We start from the raw sequence: 17,235 nt of genomic DNA, 5'->3' as shown, positions 1-17,235 counted from the left end.
TGTGCATCCGCATCGTCATGCCCCATGTGTGGCCCGGCGCCGTGGTCTTCGGTCCTCCTGCCGCGTCAGATGTGCGGGGGTGCGCCGGCGGTCGTGCCGTCGCTGATGTGCAGGACCGCATCCACCGCGCCGAGCGTCGCCCGGTCGAGCGGGAAGTAGCCCTGCCTCGGGTGTGTGTCCGTCCGCGTGCGGGCCGACGGGTCCGCGGCGGCCGGTTCCAGGCTCCATGTGGTGATACGGCTCTGCAGGTGGCCCTCGTAGGTGTCCGGAGCGGGGTCCTGGAGTCCCAGAGTCGCACTGCGGCCCAGGCTGCCGGCCACGCAGACGTACCGGTCGCCCAGCAGAGCGGCCACGATGGCGCCGGCACCGGACCACTGCGCGCCGAGGTCCCCCGGGCGCCAGGCACTCGCGTTGCGCTGCAGGTGGAAATTGTGCGTGAACACCAGCGTCGAGCCCCGGTCCTCCTCGATGGCTCGTATCTCCAGGAGGTTCTGGGCCATGAGCGCGTCACGGGTGGCGAGCAGGCAGGCTTCCCGGGAACCCGGTTCGAGGGGCTGGGCCGACTGTTTGTGGTAGCGCAGCAGGCCCAGACCGGCAGTGAGATGTGTCCTGGTCCTGAACCAGTCCTCGCGGGACGTCGCCGCCATCAGCTCCGGAGCGCGTCCGTGGAGCGCGAGGTGCATGTCGTCCGCGATCAACCGCAGCCGCTCGGCCTCGGCTGTGGCGCCGGGTGACATGGTGTGGTCCAGGACCGCCTCCGGCCGGCTCCACCGTGTGTCCTCGCCGGTGAGTGCCGCGAGATCGAGGTCGAGTCCCAGGTAGTCGCGGGTGTGTTCCAGATAGGTCCGGGGGCTGGGTGCGCTGAAGTTCTCCAGCGGCGCGTCGAAACCGTGGAAGGCCAGGCGTTCCTCGGGCGGCCGGTTCCGGTTGTAGTCGCGCATCCAGCTGACCAGCCGCCTGTTGGGATCCTGGTCTCCGAAGCCGTGGGAGAAACCTTCACGCATGACCGCGTCGAGGTTTCCGGTTCCCTCCTGGATGTAGTCGTTCACGGTGAGGGCTGCCACGCGGTCGGTCTCCAGGGCGATCGACCGGAAGCCACGGTCGGCCAGCTGGGCGAACAGTTCGTTGCGGATCCGTCCGAAGGCCGGTTCCTGGTGGGTGGGCTCCCCGAGCGCCAGAAGGTCGCATGCGGAGGTCACGAAGTCTCGGATGTCCTGACTCATGAGCCTCAATCGTATCCTTGAAAGAACGGTTGAGACTTCGGAGAGCTGTTGCGCTCGCGGAGGTCTTTTTCAAGGGTGAGGCCTGGGATAAAGTCTCAACCGGTGAGCACCTTGCGACCGACCGACCTCGCACGCGAGCACGGCATCTCGACCCAGGCCGTACGCAACTACGAGCGGCACGGATTCATCCCGGCCGCCGAGCGCACCCCCAGCGGCTACCGGATCTACACCGAGGTGCACGCGGCAGCACTGCGCGCCTACCTCTCTCTGGTCCCCGCGTACGGGTACGCCGCCGCCGGCCAGATCATGAACGCCGTCCACCGGGACCGACGCGACGACGCGCTGACGATCATCGACCGCGGCCACGCCCAGCTGCTCCGCGACCGGGACACGCTGGAAGCCGTGCGCACAGCGGTGAATCACCTGACAGCGGAGTCCCCGGCCGCCCCGGGTCCGGCCCCGGACGACCGAACCCGAACCGTCGGCGAACTGGCGCACCAACTCGACGTCACCCCGGCGACCTTGCGCAACTGGGAGAGCGCCGGAATCCTCCGCCCCGCCCGGGACCAGGCGACCGGATACCGCGTCTTCCACGCCGAGGACATCCGTGACGCCGAACTGGCGCACCTCCTGCGGCGCGGGGGTCATCTCCTCGACCACATCGCCACCGTGGTCCAGCAGATCCGCACGGCCGGCGGCACGGACGCGCTGGCCGCCTCCCTGGACACCTGGCAACGAAAACTCACCGACCAGGGCCTCGCCATGCTGCACGCCGCCACACGTCTCAGCGCCTATCTGACCCACCTCGACAGCGCCGACGCGGTACCCGACTCGCCGGCTCCGGCTGGACCGACGCGGCCGTGATCAACGCCGGGGACGGCACCCCAGTACCCCGCCCAGGGCGACGGGGCGGCCCGCGGGTGCCCGCTTCTCCCGGGCCGTCAGCCGGAGGTCCTGTCAGGCAGCGGCGGCGGAGGTCTGGAAATAGTGGCCCTTGTCGAGGTCCGCGAGGAGGCCCGGCTGCGTCGGCTCCCAGTCCAGCAGTTCGCGGGTCAGGGCGCTCGACACCGGGACGTCGAAGCCGAGGAATCCTGCCAGCCAGGTGAAGTGCTCGGCCGCGGCCTCGGGAGCGAGGGAGGCCACCGGTACGTCGAGGTGCCGGCCGATCACCTCGGCGACGGCACGGATCGTGACGCCCTCCTCCGCGGCACCGTGCAACACCGATCCGGCCGGGGCCCGTTCGACCGCCAGGCGGAAGAGATGCGCGGCATCCAGACGGTGGACGGCCGGCCAGCGGTTGGCGCCGTCGCCGATGTAGCCGGAGACCCTCTTCTGGCGGGCGAGGGTGACCAGCATGGCCATGAAGCCGTTGTCTCCTTCGCCGTGACAGGTCGGCGACAGCCGCACCACGGACGAGCGGATGCCGCGCGCGGCGAACCCGAGCACCTCCTGTGCGGTGACCGCCCGGATGGTGACCGGGGAGCCGTCGAACGCGGGCATGTCCCGCTCGGTCGCCACCCGCCCGGGCGCGAGGCCGGCCATGCCGGAGGCGAGCACGAAGGGCCGACCGGTCCCGGCGAGCGCTTCACCGAAGGCGTCGACGGCGCGGCGGTCCGCCTCGGCGGCGCCCCGGAAATCGCCGCTGAAGGCGATGTCGTGCTGGAAGGCGAGGTGGATCACCCCGTCCGACGCGGCGGCCGCGTCCTGCAGCACACCGAGGTCTTCGACGGTGCCGCGGACGACCTCGGCTCCCGCCGCGGTGAGCGCGGCGGCGGAGGCGTCGGAGCGGGCGAGCCCGACGACCTGGTGTCCCGCCTCGATGAGTTCGGGTACGACGGCGGATCCGATCCAGCCGGACGCGCCGGTGACGAAGATGCGCATGGGAAGGCCCCCACCACTCGATGTCAGTGACTGTCATAGACGCTACACCTCATGTCAGTCCCTGTCATCACGTAAGATCTCCGCATGGGGAGATGGCAGCCGGACGCGCGCGGACGCCTGGCGAAGGCCGCACTGGAGCTCTACGCCGAGCGCGGGTACGAACAGACCACCGTGGCGGAGATCGCCAAGCGTGCCGGGCTCACGGAGCGGACCTTCTTCCGGCACTACGCCGACAAGCGCGAGGTGCTGTTCGCCGGCGCCGGTGAGCTGGAGGATCTGTTCGTGCGGGCGGTCGCCGGGGCTCCCGGGTCCGCGGCGCCGCTCGACGCGCTGACGGTCGGACTGGACGCCGTCGCGGAGATGTTCGCCGACCGGCACGAGTTCGCCCGTCGGCGGCATGCCGTGATCACGGCGAACGCGGAACTCCAGGAGCGTGAGCTGATCAAGCTCGCCTCGTTGGCGGCCGCGCTCGCCGGCGCCCTGCGCGGTCGCGGCGTCGCGGAGCCGACCGCGAGCCTCGCCGCCGAGGCGGCCGTAGCCGTCTTCAAGATCGCCTTCGAGCGCTGGATCGCACCGGTCGAGGAACGCCCGATGCGACAGCTGATCCGGGAGTCGCTGACCGCACTCAAGGCTGTGACCGCGGGCGCGTAGGCGACGCGCGGCCACAACGGCGGTCTGGGCGGATTGACGTTCCGGTAACGATCTCCCGATTTTCGGCACGCGCTTTCATGGAACGTACATACGATCCTCCTCATGAACAGAGCTGTGAAGATCGGCCTCGCCGGTACGTGCACCGCGCTGCTCGCCCTCGGGGGAATCGCTACCTACAACATCGTGCATGGCCTGACCTCCGGTTCAGCGGGTGACGACACGACCAAGGAAGCGCGCGGTTTCGACCCCTCGGCGGTGTCGAGTACGCCCCCGTCGGGTGCCGAGGCGGAGAAACTGACCCGAGCGTTCCTGGACAGCTGGTCCCAGCAGCACCTGGACGGCGCGGCAAGCGACACCGACATACCGGACACCGCCTCCCAGGCGCTGCGCGACTACGCCGACGGCCTGCACCTGAAGAAGCTGTCGTTCGATCACATCCTGGCCGCAGGACCCTCGTCCGTGACGCCGGGGGCCACCAAGGTCACCTTCGACGTCACCGCCGAGGTTGCGGGCGGCACCTGGAGCTATCCGAGCGCGGTGGCGGTAAGGAAGAGCACGAACGGCCAGCTGGCGGTCCACTGGAACAACTCGGTGCTCCTTCCGGGCCTGGGCGACGGCCAGTCGCTGACCGCGGGCAAGCTGCCGGCCGGCTCGACCAGCGCGAAGGTCGTCGCGAGCGACGGAAAGACCGACCTCTCCCACTTCCCGTCACTGCGGGACGTCGCGGCGACGATCGGCAAGAACGCGAAGCCCGCCGGCGGCACTCCCGGTACGGGCGTGGCCGTGGTCGACGGCGGCGGCGCGGGCGTGAAGACCCTGAAGGTCTTCAGCAAGGGCCGGCCGGCGACCGTCAGGACCACCATCGACGCCGGCCTCCAGACGGTGGCCGAACGCGCCGTGAAGGACGCCCACCTTCAGCAGAAGCCCGCCGGGACCGTGGCGCTCGACTGGCGCAACGGCCACATCCTCGCGCTGGCGCACACGGGTGACGACGGCGACATCGCCATCAACGGCATCAAGTCCCCCGGCTCCACGATGAAGATCATCACCTCGGCGGCCCTCTTCGACAAGGCGGGCCTCACCCCGAGCAGTGCCGCACCGTGCACGGACTCCCTGATGGCCAACAGCCAGCTCTTCCACAACGACTCGGGCGTGCGGCCCAACCCGGGCGCCTCCCTCGCGCAGGCGTTCACGGTGTCCTGCAACACCTCCTTCATCAAGGACGGTTTCCACCACCTCGTGCACGACGGCGACGCCTCCGCCCTGCACGACGAGGCCGTGAACGTCTTCGGCATGGGCAGCTGGTCCATCGGCGGCGGCGTCGCCACCACCGACCCGAGCATCCCGGCGGACGTCCAGGGCGGCGACCAGGCGGCTCAGTTCATCGGCCAGGGCAAGGTCACCGCCACGCCCCTGTTCATGGCGTCCGTGGCGGCCACCGTCCGCAACACCGGCTTCGAGCAGCCGGTCATCCTGCCGGGACAGCACCAGGACACCGCGCCCCGGCCCATCTCCGCTCGCACAGCCGGCTATCTGCAGTCGATGATGCGCAACGTGGCCACCAGCGGTACGGCGGCTCCGCGACTGGGCGGACTGGCGGGCGTCGGCGCCAAGACCGGCACCGCGGAGGAGGGGGACCACACCAACGGCTGGCTCACCGCGTACAACTCCCGTATTGCGGCGGCAGCGCTGGTCGAAGGCGGCAGCTCCGGTGTGGACTCTGCCGGATACGTGGTCCGGCGACTGCTGACCGGCAGCTGACGGCGCGCGTCGCCCGCACTGGGGCCGGGGCTGTGTCCCGGTCCCTGTGAGCGGCGATGAGCGGGCGCGCCGGATCGGGGGCGGCGGGTCGGGGGTGCCGGACTTCCGTCACCCCTCAGCGCCCTCACCCCTCACTCGGTCACGAGGGCGAGCGTGAAGCCGTCGTAGCCCTTGGAGCCCACCGTCTGGAGTGTGGTGGCGGTCAGCCGGGGGTGTCCCGCGATGAGTTCGATGAAGCGGCGGACGCCCTGGACGCGGGGGTCGTCGCTGCCCGCGTCGGTGACGGCGCCGTCGCGCACGACGTTGTCGCCGACGATGACACTGCCGGGCCGGGTCAGCTTCAGGGACCACTCCAGGTACTCCGGGTTGGAGGGCTTGTCGGCGTCGATGAAGACCAGGTCGAACGGCCCCGCGTCTTCGGCTGCGAGCCGGGGCAGCGAGTCCTGGGCCTTGCCGACGCGGACGTCGACGACGTGCTCCAGCCCGGCGCGGGCGATGTTGGCGGTTGCGACGGCGGCGTAGTCCGGGTCGCTCTCCAGCGTGACCATGCGGCCGTCCTCCGGAAGGGCGCGCGCGAGCCAGATGGTGCTGTAGCCGCCGAGGGTGCCGATCTCCAGGATCCGGCGAGCGCCCTGGAGCCTGGCGAGCAGGTTCAGCAACTTGCCCTGGTTGGGAGCCACTTGTATCGCCGGGAGCCCGGCGGCGTCACTGTTCTCGGCTGCCGCGAGCAGGGCGTCGTCCTCCTCCACGAGCAGGCCGTTGAAGTAGTCGTCGACTGCGGTCCACGTCTGCTGAGACACGGTAGGTTCCCTTTCGGTACTCACTAAGTTCCGAAAGGGAACGTACTAGAGGAGTGCGTCGGCCTGTCAATGGCTTTCCTGGGGTCCCGGCAGTTGAGGCGCCGCGGGCCGCCTGGCTCGGCACGGCTCGTCCTGGCACCGGCCCGGCCGCGGCGCGTGCCGTCCGGGCGGCCCGCCAGCCGGTCGGTGGCGAGCGCCACGAGAGCGCACTATGCATGGGCATACGGAATGATGCATACTCTTCCTATGTCCAAGGTCCTCACTTCCCTTCCGGTCGGCGAGCGCGTCGGTATCGCCTTCTCCGGCGGCCTCGACACCTCGGTCGCCGTCGCGTGGATGCGCGACAAGGGTGCCGTCCCGTGCACCTACACCGCCGACATCGGCCAGTACGACGAGCCCGACATCGCCTCGGTGCCCGGCCGCGCGACGACCTACGGTGCCGAGATCGCGCGCCTGGTCGACTGCCGCGCGGCCCTGGTCGAGGAGGGGCTGGCCGCGCTCGCCTGCGGCGCGTTCCACATCCGCTCGGGCGGTCGTGCCTACTTCAACACCACGCCACTCGGCCGCGCCGTCACCGGGACCCTCCTGGTCCGGGCGATGCTCGAGGACGACGTGCAGATCTGGGGCGACGGCTCCACGTTCAAGGGCAACGACATCGAGCGGTTCTACCGCTACGGCCTGCTCGCCAACCCGCACCTGCGCATCTACAAGCCCTGGCTGGACTCCGACTTCGTGACCGAGCTGGGCGGCCGCAAGGAGATGTCCGAGTGGCTGCTCGCGCACGGCCTGCCGTACCGCGACAGCACGGAGAAGGCGTACTCGACCGACGCCAACATCTGGGGCGCCACCCACGAGGCCAAGACCCTGGAGCACCTGGACACCGGCGTGGAGACCGTTGAGCCGATCATGGGTGTCCGGTTCTGGGACCCCTCGGTCGAGATCGCCCCCGAGGACGTGACAGTCGGCTTCGACCAGGGCCGTCCGGTGACGATCAACGGCAAGGAGTTCGCCTCGCCGGTCGAGCTGGTCATGGAGGCCAACGCGATCGGAGGCCGGCACGGTCTCGGCATGTCGGACCAGATCGAGAACCGGATCATCGAGGCCAAGAGCCGTGGCATCTACGAGGCGCCCGGCATGGCGCTGCTGCACGCGGCGTACGAGCGGCTGGTCAACGCGATCCACAACGAGGACACCCTCGCCCAGTACCACAACGAGGGCCGCAAGCTCGGCCGCCTGATGTACGAGGGCCGCTGGCTGGACCCGCAGGCGCTGATGATCCGCGAGTCGCTGCAGCGCTGGGTCGGCGCGGCGGTCACCGGCGAGGTGACGCTGCGGCTGCGGCGCGGTGAGGACTACTCGATCCTCGACACCACGGGCCCGGCGTTCAGCTACCACCCGGACAAGCTGTCCATGGAGCGCACCGAGGACTCCGCGTTCGGCCCGTCGGACCGGATCGGTCAGCTCACCATGCGCAACCTCGACATCGCGGACTCCCGGGCGCGGCTCGAGCAGTACGCGGGCCTCGGCATGGTCGGCACCGAGCACCCGGCGCTGATCGGCGCGGCCCAGGCGGCCTCCACCGGTCTGATCGGCGCGATGCCCCAGGGCGGTGCCGAGGCGATCGCCTCCCGCGGGGAGGTCTCGGAGGAGGACGCGGTCCTGGACCGTGCCGCGATGGAGTCCGGCACGGACTGACACCGCCGACCGCCCCACACCCTTGGGCAGCGGGCCCCGTCGGATTCCCACCGGCGGGGCCCGCCGTCGTACGACGAGAGAGGCCCGCCGTCATACGGCCCCCGCCTCGTACTCTGTGTCCCGTGCCGTCTCCCCGTCTGCAACGCGTCGCCGTCCTCGTCCTCGAAGGCGCGAAGCCGCTCGACGTCGGGATCCCCGCGCAGGTGTTCACGACGCGGGCCAGCATGCCGTACGAGGTGCGGGTGTGCGGGGCGGCCCCCGGGCTGGTGGCGGGCGGTGACGGGCTGTCGTACCACGTCGCCCACGGCCTGGACGCGCTGACCTGGGCGGACATCGTCTTCATCCCCGGGTACCGGTTTCCCGACCGCGAGGATCCGCCGCGGTCCGTCGTCGACGCACTGCTCGCCGCCCACGCACGGGGCACGCGGCTCGCCGCCATCTCGACAGGTGCCTTCGCGCTCGCGGCCACGGGTCTGCTCGACGGCAAGCGGGCGACGACGCACTGGCACTACGCGCGGGCCCTCGCGGCGAAGCACCCGCTCGTCCGGGTCGACGAGAATGTGCTCTTCGTCGACGAGGGCAGCGTCCTGACATCGGCCGGTGCCGCCTCCGGTATCGATCTGTGCCTGCACATCCTGCGCACGGACCTGGGGATCGCCGTGTCGAACCACGCAGCACGGCGCCTGGTCGCCGCCCCCTACCGCAGCGGAGGTCAGGCCCAGTACGTGCCGCGCAGTGTGCCGGAGCCGCTCGGTGAGCGGTTCGCCGCGACCCGTGAGTGGGCCCTGCACCGCCTCGGCGAGCCGCTCACCCTCACGGTGCTCGCCCGGCATGCCGCGGTCTCCCCGCGCACGCTCTCCCGGCGCTTCGTGGAGGACACCGGGTACACGCCGATGCAGTGGGTGATGCGCGCCCGTATCGACCTCGCCCGCGAGCTGCTCGAACGTTCGGAGCGCAGCATCGAGCAGATCGCCGCCGACGTCGGCCTCGGCACCGGCACGAATCTGCGGACGCACTTCCAGCGGATCCTCGGCACCACCCCGAGTGAGTACCGGCGCACCTTCACCCGGGGCGAGTAGCCGCCCGGCGGCCCGCTGGCGCGATCCTTGCGAACCATGGCGCTTGCGACACGGTCATGAGCGCGGGCGGCACGCGACGCTGGTGACGCACCGAAGGAACCAGCAGAAGCCGGCAGAAGCTCGCAGGAACTCAAGGGACACCACTCATGACTCGCATCGCCATCAACGGTTTCGGCCGCATCGGACGCAACGTGCTGCGCGCCCTGCTCGAACGCGGCAGCACCCTCGAGATCGTCGCCGTGAACGACCTCACGGAACCCGCGACCCTGGCACGGCTGCTCGCCTACGACACCACAGCCGGCCGGCTCGGCCGTCCCGTGACCGTCGACGGGGACGCCCTCGTGGTCGACGGCCGTCGTATCACCGTGCTCGCCGAGCGGGAGCCCGCGCAGTTGCCGTGGGCCGAACTCGGAGTGGACATCGTCCTCGAGGCGACCGGCCGCTTCACTTCGGCGAAGGCCGCCCGCGCACACCTCGACGCAGGTGCGCGCAAGGTGCTGGTGAGCGCGCCGTCCGACGGAGCCGACGTCACCCTCGCGTACGGGGTCAACACCGACGCGTACGACCCGGCCCTGCACACGATCGTCTCGAACGCCTCCTGCACCACCAACGCGCTCGCGCCCCTGGCCGCCGTGCTGGACGAACTCGCCGGGATCGAGCACGGGTTCATGACGACGGTGCACGCCTATACGCAGGAGCAGAACCTGCAGGACGGTCCGCACCGGGATGCCCGCCGGGCCCGCGCCGCCGCCGTCAACATCGTGCCGACCACGACGGGCGCGGCGAAGGCGATCGGCCTGGTGCTGCCGAACCTCGACGGCAAGCTGTCGGGCGACTCGATCCGGGTGCCCGTACCGGTGGGCTCGATCGTCGAACTCAACACGACCGTCGCACGCGACGTCACCCGCGACGACGTGCTGGCGGCCTACCGCACCGCGGCCCAGGGAGCACTCGCCGGCATCCTGGATTACTCGGAGGACCCGCTCGTGTCCTCCGACATCACGGGCAATCCGGCTTCCTCGGTCTTCGACTCCGCCCTCACCCGCGTCGACGGCCGTCATGTGAAGGTGGTCGCCTGGTACGACAACGAATGGGGCTTCTCCCACCGTGTGATCGACACGCTCGAACTCCTCGCCGGGCAGCCCTCCCGAGAAGGCTGAGGTCAGCTGCTGGACAGGGGGGGGCAGCCCCCGGGGCGTCCTGGGGAAAGCCCCCCATCCGGTCGGGGGCCTGACCGGCTGTTACGGTCGAAGGGGCGGGCCGAGACTCGACGGCATGACGATTTCCCCTCATACCTCGGTCGCGGCCGAGCTGCCGGCCGCCCGTTCCCGTCCGTCCGGATCCACAGCCGGCAGCGACTTCGCCCGGCTGTCCCGGCGTATCACCGAGGCGGGCCTGCTGAAGCGGCGCCCCGGTTACTACACGGCACGGCTCGCTCTGGTGATCGCGCTGACGGTGGCGGGCTGGGGAACCTTTCTCGCACTCGGCGACACCTGGTGGCAGTTGGCGGTGGCGGCCTTTCTGGCGTTCATGTTCGGTCAGATCGCCCTGGTGGCACATGATCTGGCGCACCGGCAGGTGTTCCGGCGCGGCCGGCCGAGCGAGACATGGGGCCGGCTCTTCGGCAATCTCGGGATCGGTATGAGCTACGGCTGGTGGATGAACAAGCACACCCGCCACCACGCCAACCCCAACCACGAGGAACTCGACCCGGATGTCGCCCCGGACATCCTCGTGTGGTCCACCGCCCAGGCCCGCGACAGCCGTGGTCCGGCCCGTCTCATCGGCGGCCACCAGGCGTGGCTGTTCTTCCCGCTGCTGACCCTGGAGGGCTTCAACCTGCACGTCGCGAGCGTGCGCGCGCTGCGCTCGCCGGCCATGAAGCACCGGCTGCTGGAAGGCGGTCTGCTCTTCCTCCACCTCGCCGCGTATGTGTCTGCGCTCTTCCTCGTGCTCCCGCCCGGCAAGGCGGTGGCGTTCCTCGCCGTGCACCAGTGCCTCTTCGGCGTCTACCTCGGCTGCACCTTCGCACCGAACCACAAGGGCATGCCCACCTTCAGCGGTGACGAACGGCCCGACTTCCTGCGCCGTCAGGTCCTCACCTCCCGCAACGTACGCGGCGGCCGGTTCACCGATGTGATGCTCGGCGGGCTCAACTACCAGATCGAGCATCACCTGTTCCCGAGCATGCCCACACCCCATCTGCGGCGGGCCCAGGTCATCGTGCGCGAGTACTGCGCGGCGATCGGCGTGCCGTACCACGAAACCGGCCTGATCCGGTCCTACCGCGAGGCCCTCACACACATGCACCGAGTGGGAGAACCGATCAGGCGGCGGCGCAAGGCATCCTGACGGCGACTCCGGAGCCGACATGTGCGCCGACGGCTCGCCGTCCGCCGTGAGGACCCGCGTCAGCCCGCGCACAGCATCGCGAACTCCACGACGCCGAGCAGCGCGAGATACGCCCAGGCATACGTGCGGTCCGGGATCCGGGGCGGCCGGCGTCGCAGCACAGCGATGACGGGCAGGGCGCCGACGAGCAGCGCCCCGGCGGCACGGAGATCGACGAGGCCGACCAGGTGCAGGGGGGTGTGTCCGGCGACCGAGCCGGTGTCCGTGCCCGTCAGCGACAGCGCGGTGGCGGGGAGGGCGATGGCGAGGGTGAGGGGGTTGGCCAGCGCGGTCGCCACCTGCATCGGGTGTCCGGCGCGTCGTAGCGCGGGGACCGTCATGACGCTGCCGCCCACGCCGAGGAAGGCCGCCACCGCGCCGATCGGTGCGCCGAGGACCGCGGGCAGGGCCCGAGGCACAGCGCGGACCGCCCCGGCCTGTCCCGTGCGGGTCTGCTCCGCCTGAGCCTCGCCGCTCTCCTCGGCCGGTCCGCGCCGTCGCAGGAAGCCGGGGCGCAGCAGCAGGTCGACGATGGTGACAGCGACGTACGCGACGAAGCCCCAGTGGGCCTGGCCGGCCGGGGCGTGGCGGGTGGCGAGCGCACCGGCCGTGGCCCCGGCCGCCAGCAGGAGCAGCAGCGTGCCGCTGCCGCGCAGGGCGGACAGCACGCGCCGGGGCGTGACGGCCGTGGCGAACCCCGCGTTCACCAGCATCACCAGCGCCGAGGTGGCGGTCGCCACCCGTATCGCGTCCGCGCCGAGTGCCGCGTTCGCCCACACCACGACGGGGACCGCGACGAAGCCGCCGCCGAATCCGAACAGGACCGTTGTGACCCCGGTGAGGAGTCCGATGCCAAGAAGCGCCAAGTCGTTCACAGGGCCACCTCACCAGCCGCGACGAGTGTCCCGCATGCGATGCCCGGCACCATTCTTTCGAGACTCGGCCCCCTACAGTGGCCGCGTGAAGAACGTCTCCCTGGACGGCCTCGACCATGTGGACCGGGCCGTCCTTCCCATCGGCACCGACTACCCGTCCGGCCATGTGCTCGACTGGCACCAGCACCGGCGCGCGCAGTTCCTGTACGGCGCGACGGGCGTGATGGTCGTCGACACGCCCGAGGGCACCTGGACCGTTCCGCCGGAGCGAGCCGTGCTGATCCCGGCCGCCACCCGGCACCGGGTCCGCATGCTGGAGGTGAGCACCCGAAGCCTCTACATCGAGCCGGCCGCCGTGCCCTGGTGGCCGGCCACCTGCACGGTCGTGGACGTTCCGCCGCTGCTGCGTGAACTCCTGCTGGCTGCCGTCGAATTCGAGGCCGACTACAGCCTCTCCGGCCGGGAAGGCTGCGTCGTGGCGCTCCTCCTGCACGAGATCGCCGCGCGCACCCCGCTGCCGTTCCACGTGGCGGTCCCCGCCGCCGCCGACCTCGCGTCGATCTGCCGGGAGTATCTTGCTGCCCCGGACGCCGGTGTCACCAATGCGGCATGGGCCGCGCGGACCGCCATGAGCGAACGGGCCTTCACCCGGCGCTTCCGAGCCGAGACCGGCGAGAGTCCGGCGGTCTGGCGCACCCGCGCGCGTCTGCTGGCCGCCGTGCCGCTGTTGCGTACGGCCTCGGTCACCGAGGTCTCCGGGCGCCTCGGCTACGCCTCTCCCGCCGCGCTGACCGCCGCCTTCACCCGCGCTTTCGGCATGCCCCCGTCCCGCTTCACCACGAGCCACCGCAACGGCGGCGGCACGGCCCCCGGGACCGAGCAGACCTGAGGCCGCCCGGCCCGTGGGACTTGCGGGCGACGGTGCCCACCCGGCGCAATCATCCATCGCTCAGCGTGAACGAGCCGCCTACAGCGGTCCTGTCGCCACCTCACCGTCCCCTTCCGCTCCCGATATCTCCGTACACACCGCTCGTCACGCCGTCCCCGGCGGACAACAATGTGTCCCAGAGGGAGACCGGACCGCCGGGAGGCGTCATGAGCACATCAGCTGAGCCAAGGGTGTCCGGCCTCGAGGTCCGGTCCATCGACTACGTTCCCCTGGACGAGCGGCACGGCAAGCTCTGGCATCTGGGACCGCTGTGGTTCATGTCCAACGCCCAGATCGCGACCCTGGCCGTGGGACTGATCAGCATCACCGAGGGCGGCAACCTGATCTGGTCCCTGCTGGCCATCGTCGCCGGTACGGTCATCGGCACCTTCTTCATGGCCTTCCACTCGGCGCAGGGACCCCAGCTGGGCCTGCCGCAGATGATCCAGTCGCGCCCCCAGTTCGGCTACGTCGGAGCCCTCCTGGTGTGGCTCTTCGCCTATGTGCAGTACGCGGGGTTCAACGTCTTCAACAGCATCCTCGCCGCGGAGTCCCTGCACACCACCCTGCACGGCGGCGTCAAGCTGTGGGTGGTCGTGGTCACCGTGGTCGCGCTCGTCATCGCGCTGGTCGGCTACGACATCATCCACAAGGCCGAGCGGTTCCTGACGTACACCTTCCTGATCATCTTCGGAGTCTTCACCGTGGGCGTCCTCGTGACCCTGCAGTATCCGGCGGGCTCCTTCGACCTCGGCGCCTTCAAGTGGACCCCGTTCCTCGCCCAGTTCGGCGTGGTCGCCGGCTACCAGATCAGCTGGGCCATCTATGTCTCCGACTACTCGCGCTATCTCCCGCCGGACGTGACCGTCCGCAAGACCTTCTACTGGACGTACTTCGGCTCCGCGCTCGGCGGCATCTGGCTGATGGTCCTCGGTGCGCTGCTGGCCGCCTGGGCGGGCAAGGACTTCGACACCATCAAGTCGATCAACGCGGCCGGAGACAAGGTGTTCGTCGGTTTCGGCGCGGTCGTGCTGCTCTTCGCCGCACTGGGCCTGGTGTCCGTCACCGCGCTGAACATGTACGGCGGTTCGCTGACCCTGATCAGCGGCATCGACTCGTTCAAGCGGGTGCGGCCGACCCTGGGCGTACGCCTGCTGACCCTCGGTCTGACCGCCGCGCTCTCCCTGGTCGGCGCCCTGGCCGCAACCTCCAACTTCCTTGCGAACTTCAACAACTTCCTGCTGCTGGTGCTCTACCTGTTCATCCCGTGGACCGCCGTGAACCTGATGGACTACTACGTCGTGCGCCGCGGGCACTACGCCGTCGCCGAGATCTTCAACCCGCACGGCATCTACGGCCGGTGGGGCTGGCACGGCATCATCTCCTACCTGCTCGGCTTCGCCGTCATGATCCCCTTCTTCTCCGTCGGCACCCTGTACGTCGGTCCCGCCGCCAAGGCGCTGGGCGGCGCCGACATCTCCCTGTTCATCGGCCTCCCCGTCTCCGCGTTGCTGTACTGGTGGCTGACCCGCTCGATCGACGTGGCCGCCGAGACACGCATTGCCCAGGCCGAGGCGGAGGCACTGGAGCAGGCGGCCCACGAACACCGCGAACCCTGACCACCGGCCGCGCAGCGCCAGACCGGCTGGGGGAGGAAGCCCGACGACGGGCTAGGGCAGGTCGGAGCGCAGGGCGACCGCACGGAGCAGGGCCTCCCTGCAGGCGAGGACCGCGGGGTGCCGGCTGCGGCCGCGGCGTACGACCGTGAAGATGCGGCGAGTGCGCTGCCCGCGGGGCAGTCGCCGCAGGGGCACGGTCGGAGCCCGGCCGTCCCAGACGAGGGCCGGAAGGAAGGCTGCGGCATGGTGCTGCTCGACGAGGCGGAGGTGCAGCAGAAGGTCGGAGGTCTCGAACCGTACGTCGGGTTCGAAACCGGCGTTGCGGCACAGGGTCGTGGCCCAGTGCCGGGCGGCTGTGCCTTCGGGCTCCATCACCCAGGGATGGCTCTGGAGCGAGCGCAGCACCGCCAAGGGGCCCCGGAGGCCGGCTCTGTGGGCGGTTTCGGGCAGCGCGAGGTGCAGGGCGTCCTCGAGCAGGTCCTCCTGCTCCAGTTCGGCGGGCCGCGGGTTGGGGCTGCCGGGGTATTCCTCGGCGAGGACCAGGTCGAAGTCACGGGCCTGCAGGGCGGGCAGCGCCCTTTCCGGTTCCATGTGGGTGACGTGGACGCGCAGGCGCGGGTGCTGCTCGCGCAGCAGGCCGAGGGCGGTCGGGATCAGGGCCAGGGCGGCGGTCTGGAACGAGGCGATGTGCAGGGTGCCGGTCAGATCGGTCAGGGAGGCGGCGATGTCCGCCTCCGCGCGCTCCAGGCGCTCCAGGACCGCTTCGGTGTGGGCGACGAGGATCTCGGCCTGTTCGGTCAGCCGCACCCGCCGCCCCACAGGTTCCAGCAGCGGGACGCCGACTTCGGATTCCAGCTGGGAGAGCTGCTGGGAGATCGAGGAGGGGGCGTAGGACAGCGCGGCGGCGACGGACGCCAGGGTGCCGCGGTGCTTGAGTTCACGCAACAGCCGCAGCCGGTGCAGGTCGAACATCGCCGGCTCACCCTCCTCGTCGCCGCCGAGGACGTCGCGAACGATCGGCTTCTCCGACGACTATAGGTCGGAAACATTCGCTGGACCGATCGTACGAGACCGACGGATCCTCTTCGTGTGTCCCAGAACCTCTCCTCCTTCCCGGCCCTGCGGTGGTGGATGCGCCCGGACGCCGGTGGCTGGCACTGTGCGCCCGCATCCGCCGAGGCACGGGCCTTCCACGCCGAGCTGCCCGACTACGCACCGACAACGCTGACGGAACTCCCGGCGCTGGCCGTCGAATTGGGGGTCGGCCGGGTCTTCGTGAAGGACGAGTCGTGCCGTCTGGGGCTGCCCGCGTTCAAGGCGCTCGGGGCGTCGTGGGCGATCCACCGCGTCCTTGCCGAGCGGGCCGCCGACGGCATCCAGCCGGACCCGGTCACCTTCGTCGCCGCCACCGACGGCAACCACGGTCGCGCGGTGGCCCGTATGGCCCGAAGGCACGGGCAGCACGCCCACGTTTTCGTCCCCCAGGGAGTGCATCCGCGGGCGGTGGCGGCGATCGTCGACGAAGGGGCAAAGGTCACCGAGGTTCCGGCGCCGTACGACGAGGCGGTACGGCGTGCGGCCGAGGCGGCTGCCGCGCCCGACGCGGTCCTGGTCCAGGACACCGCCTTGCCGGGGCACGAGCGGATCACGGAGTGGATCGTCGAGGGGTATTCCACCCTGTGCGCGGAGATCGACGAGCAGTTGGCGGTCCAGGGGGTGACGGAAGAGCCCGCCCTCGTCTGCGTACCGGTGGGCGTGGGGTCCCTGGCCCAGGCCGTCATCACCCACTACCGCAGCCGCGGCTTCGGGCCTGCTCCGGCGCTGCTGGCAGTGGAGCCCGAGGCCGCGGCCTGTGTCCTCGCCAGCCTCACCCGGGGCGAGGCCGTCGGCGTCACCACCGGCGAGACCGCCATGGCCGGGCTGAACTGCGGCACGCCGTCGAGCCTGGCCTGGCCGTACCTGCACGGCGGACTGGACGCCGCCGTCGCCGTCCCGGACTCCGCCGCTGCCCGGGCTGCCACCCGTCTCGCGGCTCTCGGCGTCTCCTCGGGCCCCTGCGGGGCGGCGGCACTCGCCGGCCTTCGTCTCGTGCTCACCGGAGCGGGCGCCGATGCCCGCCGTACGGCGCTGGGGCTCGACACCACCTCGGTGGTCGTGCTGCTGAGCACCGAGGGCACGGCCGCCAACCCCCACCACCTCGTGGAAGATCGCTGAGCTGCACCACCGGACCCGCAGGAAACCCGCGCCGGGTGCTCGCCGTCGTCCGGCCCGGGCCGACAAACGAGCCCCGGAAAGGCCTAACGAATACGACAAATGGGTACTTTCCGTAAAG

The 17,235-nt window shown here is 70.6% G+C and carries 15 protein-coding genes; 10 read left to right on the top strand and 5 right to left on the bottom strand.

Annotated elements, in window-relative coordinates; all coding sequences use genetic code 11:
* Nucleotides 1–65 precede the first annotated feature (65 nt).
* A complete protein-coding gene (locus tag ACZ41I_RS09930) occupies nucleotides 66–1,223 on the bottom strand; it encodes an erythromycin esterase family protein (protein ID WP_468513744.1) in 1,158 nt (385 codons plus the stop codon).
* A 102-nt stretch (nucleotides 1,224–1,325) separates the two neighbouring features.
* On the opposite strand from ACZ41I_RS09930, the gene ACZ41I_RS09925 reads away from it, so the two are divergent.
* On the top strand, nucleotides 1,326–2,087 hold the full coding sequence (locus tag ACZ41I_RS09925) for a TioE family transcriptional regulator (protein ID WP_399769495.1): 762 nt from the start codon (nucleotides 1,326–1,328) through the stop codon (nucleotides 2,085–2,087).
* A gap of 93 nt (nucleotides 2,088–2,180) precedes the next feature.
* Here the strand turns inward: ACZ41I_RS09925 and ACZ41I_RS09920 are convergent, their stop codons facing one another.
* Nucleotides 2,181–3,104 (bottom strand): SDR family oxidoreductase, encoded by a 924-nt coding sequence (locus ACZ41I_RS09920; RefSeq protein ID WP_468513743.1) that lies wholly within the window; start codon nucleotides 3,102–3,104, stop codon nucleotides 2,181–2,183.
* A gap of 84 nt (nucleotides 3,105–3,188) precedes the next feature.
* Between ACZ41I_RS09920 and ACZ41I_RS09915 the strand changes: the two genes are divergently transcribed.
* Nucleotides 3,189–3,755: a TetR/AcrR family transcriptional regulator gene (locus ACZ41I_RS09915; RefSeq protein ID WP_468513742.1), complete on the top strand. Its 567-nt coding sequence runs from the start codon at nucleotides 3,189–3,191 to the stop codon at nucleotides 3,753–3,755.
* Between the two features lie 102 nt (nucleotides 3,756–3,857).
* Nucleotides 3,858–5,516 (top strand): penicillin-binding transpeptidase domain-containing protein, encoded by a 1,659-nt coding sequence (locus ACZ41I_RS09910; RefSeq protein ID WP_399769489.1) that lies wholly within the window; start codon nucleotides 3,858–3,860, stop codon nucleotides 5,514–5,516.
* A gap of 131 nt (nucleotides 5,517–5,647) precedes the next feature.
* Here the strand turns inward: ACZ41I_RS09910 and ACZ41I_RS09905 are convergent, their stop codons facing one another.
* Nucleotides 5,648–6,316 carry an O-methyltransferase gene (locus ACZ41I_RS09905; protein ID WP_468513741.1) on the bottom strand — a complete coding sequence of 223 codons (669 nt, stop codon included), beginning with the start codon at nucleotides 6,314–6,316 and terminating at the stop codon, nucleotides 5,648–5,650.
* Nucleotides 6,317–6,562: 246 nt separating this feature from the next.
* On the opposite strand from ACZ41I_RS09905, the gene argG reads away from it, so the two are divergent.
* The 4 genes from argG (at nucleotide 6,563) to ACZ41I_RS09885 (ending at nucleotide 11,442) form a co-directional block, all read left to right on the top strand.
* Nucleotides 6,563–8,011, top strand: coding sequence for an argininosuccinate synthase (argG, locus tag ACZ41I_RS09900; RefSeq protein ID WP_399769485.1), 1,449 nt, complete (start codon nucleotides 6,563–6,565; stop codon nucleotides 8,009–8,011).
* Nucleotides 8,012–8,133: 122 nt separating this feature from the next.
* Nucleotides 8,134–9,090: a GlxA family transcriptional regulator gene (locus ACZ41I_RS09895; protein ID WP_468321859.1), complete on the top strand. Its 957-nt coding sequence runs from the start codon at nucleotides 8,134–8,136 to the stop codon at nucleotides 9,088–9,090.
* 146 nt (nucleotides 9,091–9,236) lie between these two features.
* Entirely contained in the window at nucleotides 9,237–10,250 is a 1,014-nt protein-coding gene (gap, locus tag ACZ41I_RS09890) for a type I glyceraldehyde-3-phosphate dehydrogenase (protein WP_468513740.1), read from the top strand.
* A 115-nt stretch (nucleotides 10,251–10,365) separates the two neighbouring features.
* Complete coding sequence (locus ACZ41I_RS09885; protein WP_363219802.1) at nucleotides 10,366–11,442, top strand: fatty acid desaturase family protein; 1,077 nt, start codon at nucleotides 10,366–10,368, stop codon at nucleotides 11,440–11,442.
* A gap of 59 nt (nucleotides 11,443–11,501) precedes the next feature.
* On the opposite strand, the gene ACZ41I_RS09880 is transcribed toward ACZ41I_RS09885, so the two are convergent.
* Nucleotides 11,502–12,356, bottom strand: coding sequence for a TSUP family transporter (locus tag ACZ41I_RS09880; RefSeq protein WP_468513739.1), 855 nt, complete (start codon nucleotides 12,354–12,356; stop codon nucleotides 11,502–11,504).
* 85 nt (nucleotides 12,357–12,441) lie between these two features.
* Here ACZ41I_RS09880 and ACZ41I_RS09875 point away from each other — a divergent pair, with 85 nt between their 5' ends.
* A complete protein-coding gene (locus tag ACZ41I_RS09875; RefSeq protein WP_468513738.1) occupies nucleotides 12,442–13,245 on the top strand; it encodes an AraC family transcriptional regulator in 804 nt (267 codons plus the stop codon).
* 206 nt (nucleotides 13,246–13,451) lie between these two features.
* Complete coding sequence (locus ACZ41I_RS09870; protein WP_468513737.1) at nucleotides 13,452–14,903, top strand: purine-cytosine permease family protein; 1,452 nt, start codon at nucleotides 13,452–13,454, stop codon at nucleotides 14,901–14,903.
* Nucleotides 14,904–14,954: 51 nt separating this feature from the next.
* Here ACZ41I_RS09870 and ACZ41I_RS09865 read toward each other — a convergent pair whose 3' ends face one another.
* Nucleotides 14,955–15,875, bottom strand: coding sequence for a LysR substrate-binding domain-containing protein (locus ACZ41I_RS09865; RefSeq protein WP_468513736.1), 921 nt, complete (start codon nucleotides 15,873–15,875; stop codon nucleotides 14,955–14,957).
* Between the two features lie 159 nt (nucleotides 15,876–16,034).
* Here ACZ41I_RS09865 and ACZ41I_RS09860 point away from each other — a divergent pair, with 159 nt between their 5' ends.
* The gene (locus ACZ41I_RS09860) at nucleotides 16,035–17,117 is read left to right on the top strand and encodes a diaminopropionate ammonia-lyase (RefSeq protein WP_468513871.1); all 1,083 of its coding nucleotides are present in this window, start codon (nucleotides 16,035–16,037) and stop codon (nucleotides 17,115–17,117) included.
* Nucleotides 17,118–17,235: the final 118 nt, after the last annotated feature.

Source organism: Streptomyces sp. NPDC030799, from assembly GCF_055572255.1.
This window is presented reverse-complemented; position numbering and strand designations above follow the sequence as displayed.

Bases quoted from the DNA above. Each gene is read 5' to 3' on its own strand.
- ACZ41I_RS09885 (WP_363219802.1), top strand. From the start codon at position 10,366: ATGACGATTTCCCCTCATACCTCGGTCGCGGCCGAGCTGCCGGCCGCC.
- ACZ41I_RS09865 (WP_468513736.1), bottom strand. From the start codon at position 15,875: ATGTTCGACCTGCACCGGCTGCGGCTGTTGCGTGAACTCAAGCACCGC.
- ACZ41I_RS09915 (WP_468513742.1), top strand. From the start codon at position 3,189: ATGGGGAGATGGCAGCCGGACGCGCGCGGACGCCTGGCGAAGGCCGCA.
- ACZ41I_RS09930 (WP_468513744.1), bottom strand. From the start codon at position 1,223: ATGAGTCAGGACATCCGAGACTTCGTGACCTCCGCATGCGACCTTCTG.
- ACZ41I_RS09910 (WP_399769489.1), top strand. From the start codon at position 3,858: ATGAACAGAGCTGTGAAGATCGGCCTCGCCGGTACGTGCACCGCGCTG.
- ACZ41I_RS09920 (WP_468513743.1), bottom strand. From the start codon at position 3,104: ATGCGCATCTTCGTCACCGGCGCGTCCGGCTGGATCGGATCCGCCGTC.
- gap (WP_468513740.1), top strand. From the start codon at position 9,237: ATGACTCGCATCGCCATCAACGGTTTCGGCCGCATCGGACGCAACGTG.
- argG (WP_399769485.1), top strand. From the start codon at position 6,563: ATGTCCAAGGTCCTCACTTCCCTTCCGGTCGGCGAGCGCGTCGGTATC.
- ACZ41I_RS09870 (WP_468513737.1), top strand. From the start codon at position 13,452: ATGAGCACATCAGCTGAGCCAAGGGTGTCCGGCCTCGAGGTCCGGTCC.
- ACZ41I_RS09860 (WP_468513871.1), top strand. From the start codon at position 16,035: ATGCGCCCGGACGCCGGTGGCTGGCACTGTGCGCCCGCATCCGCCGAG.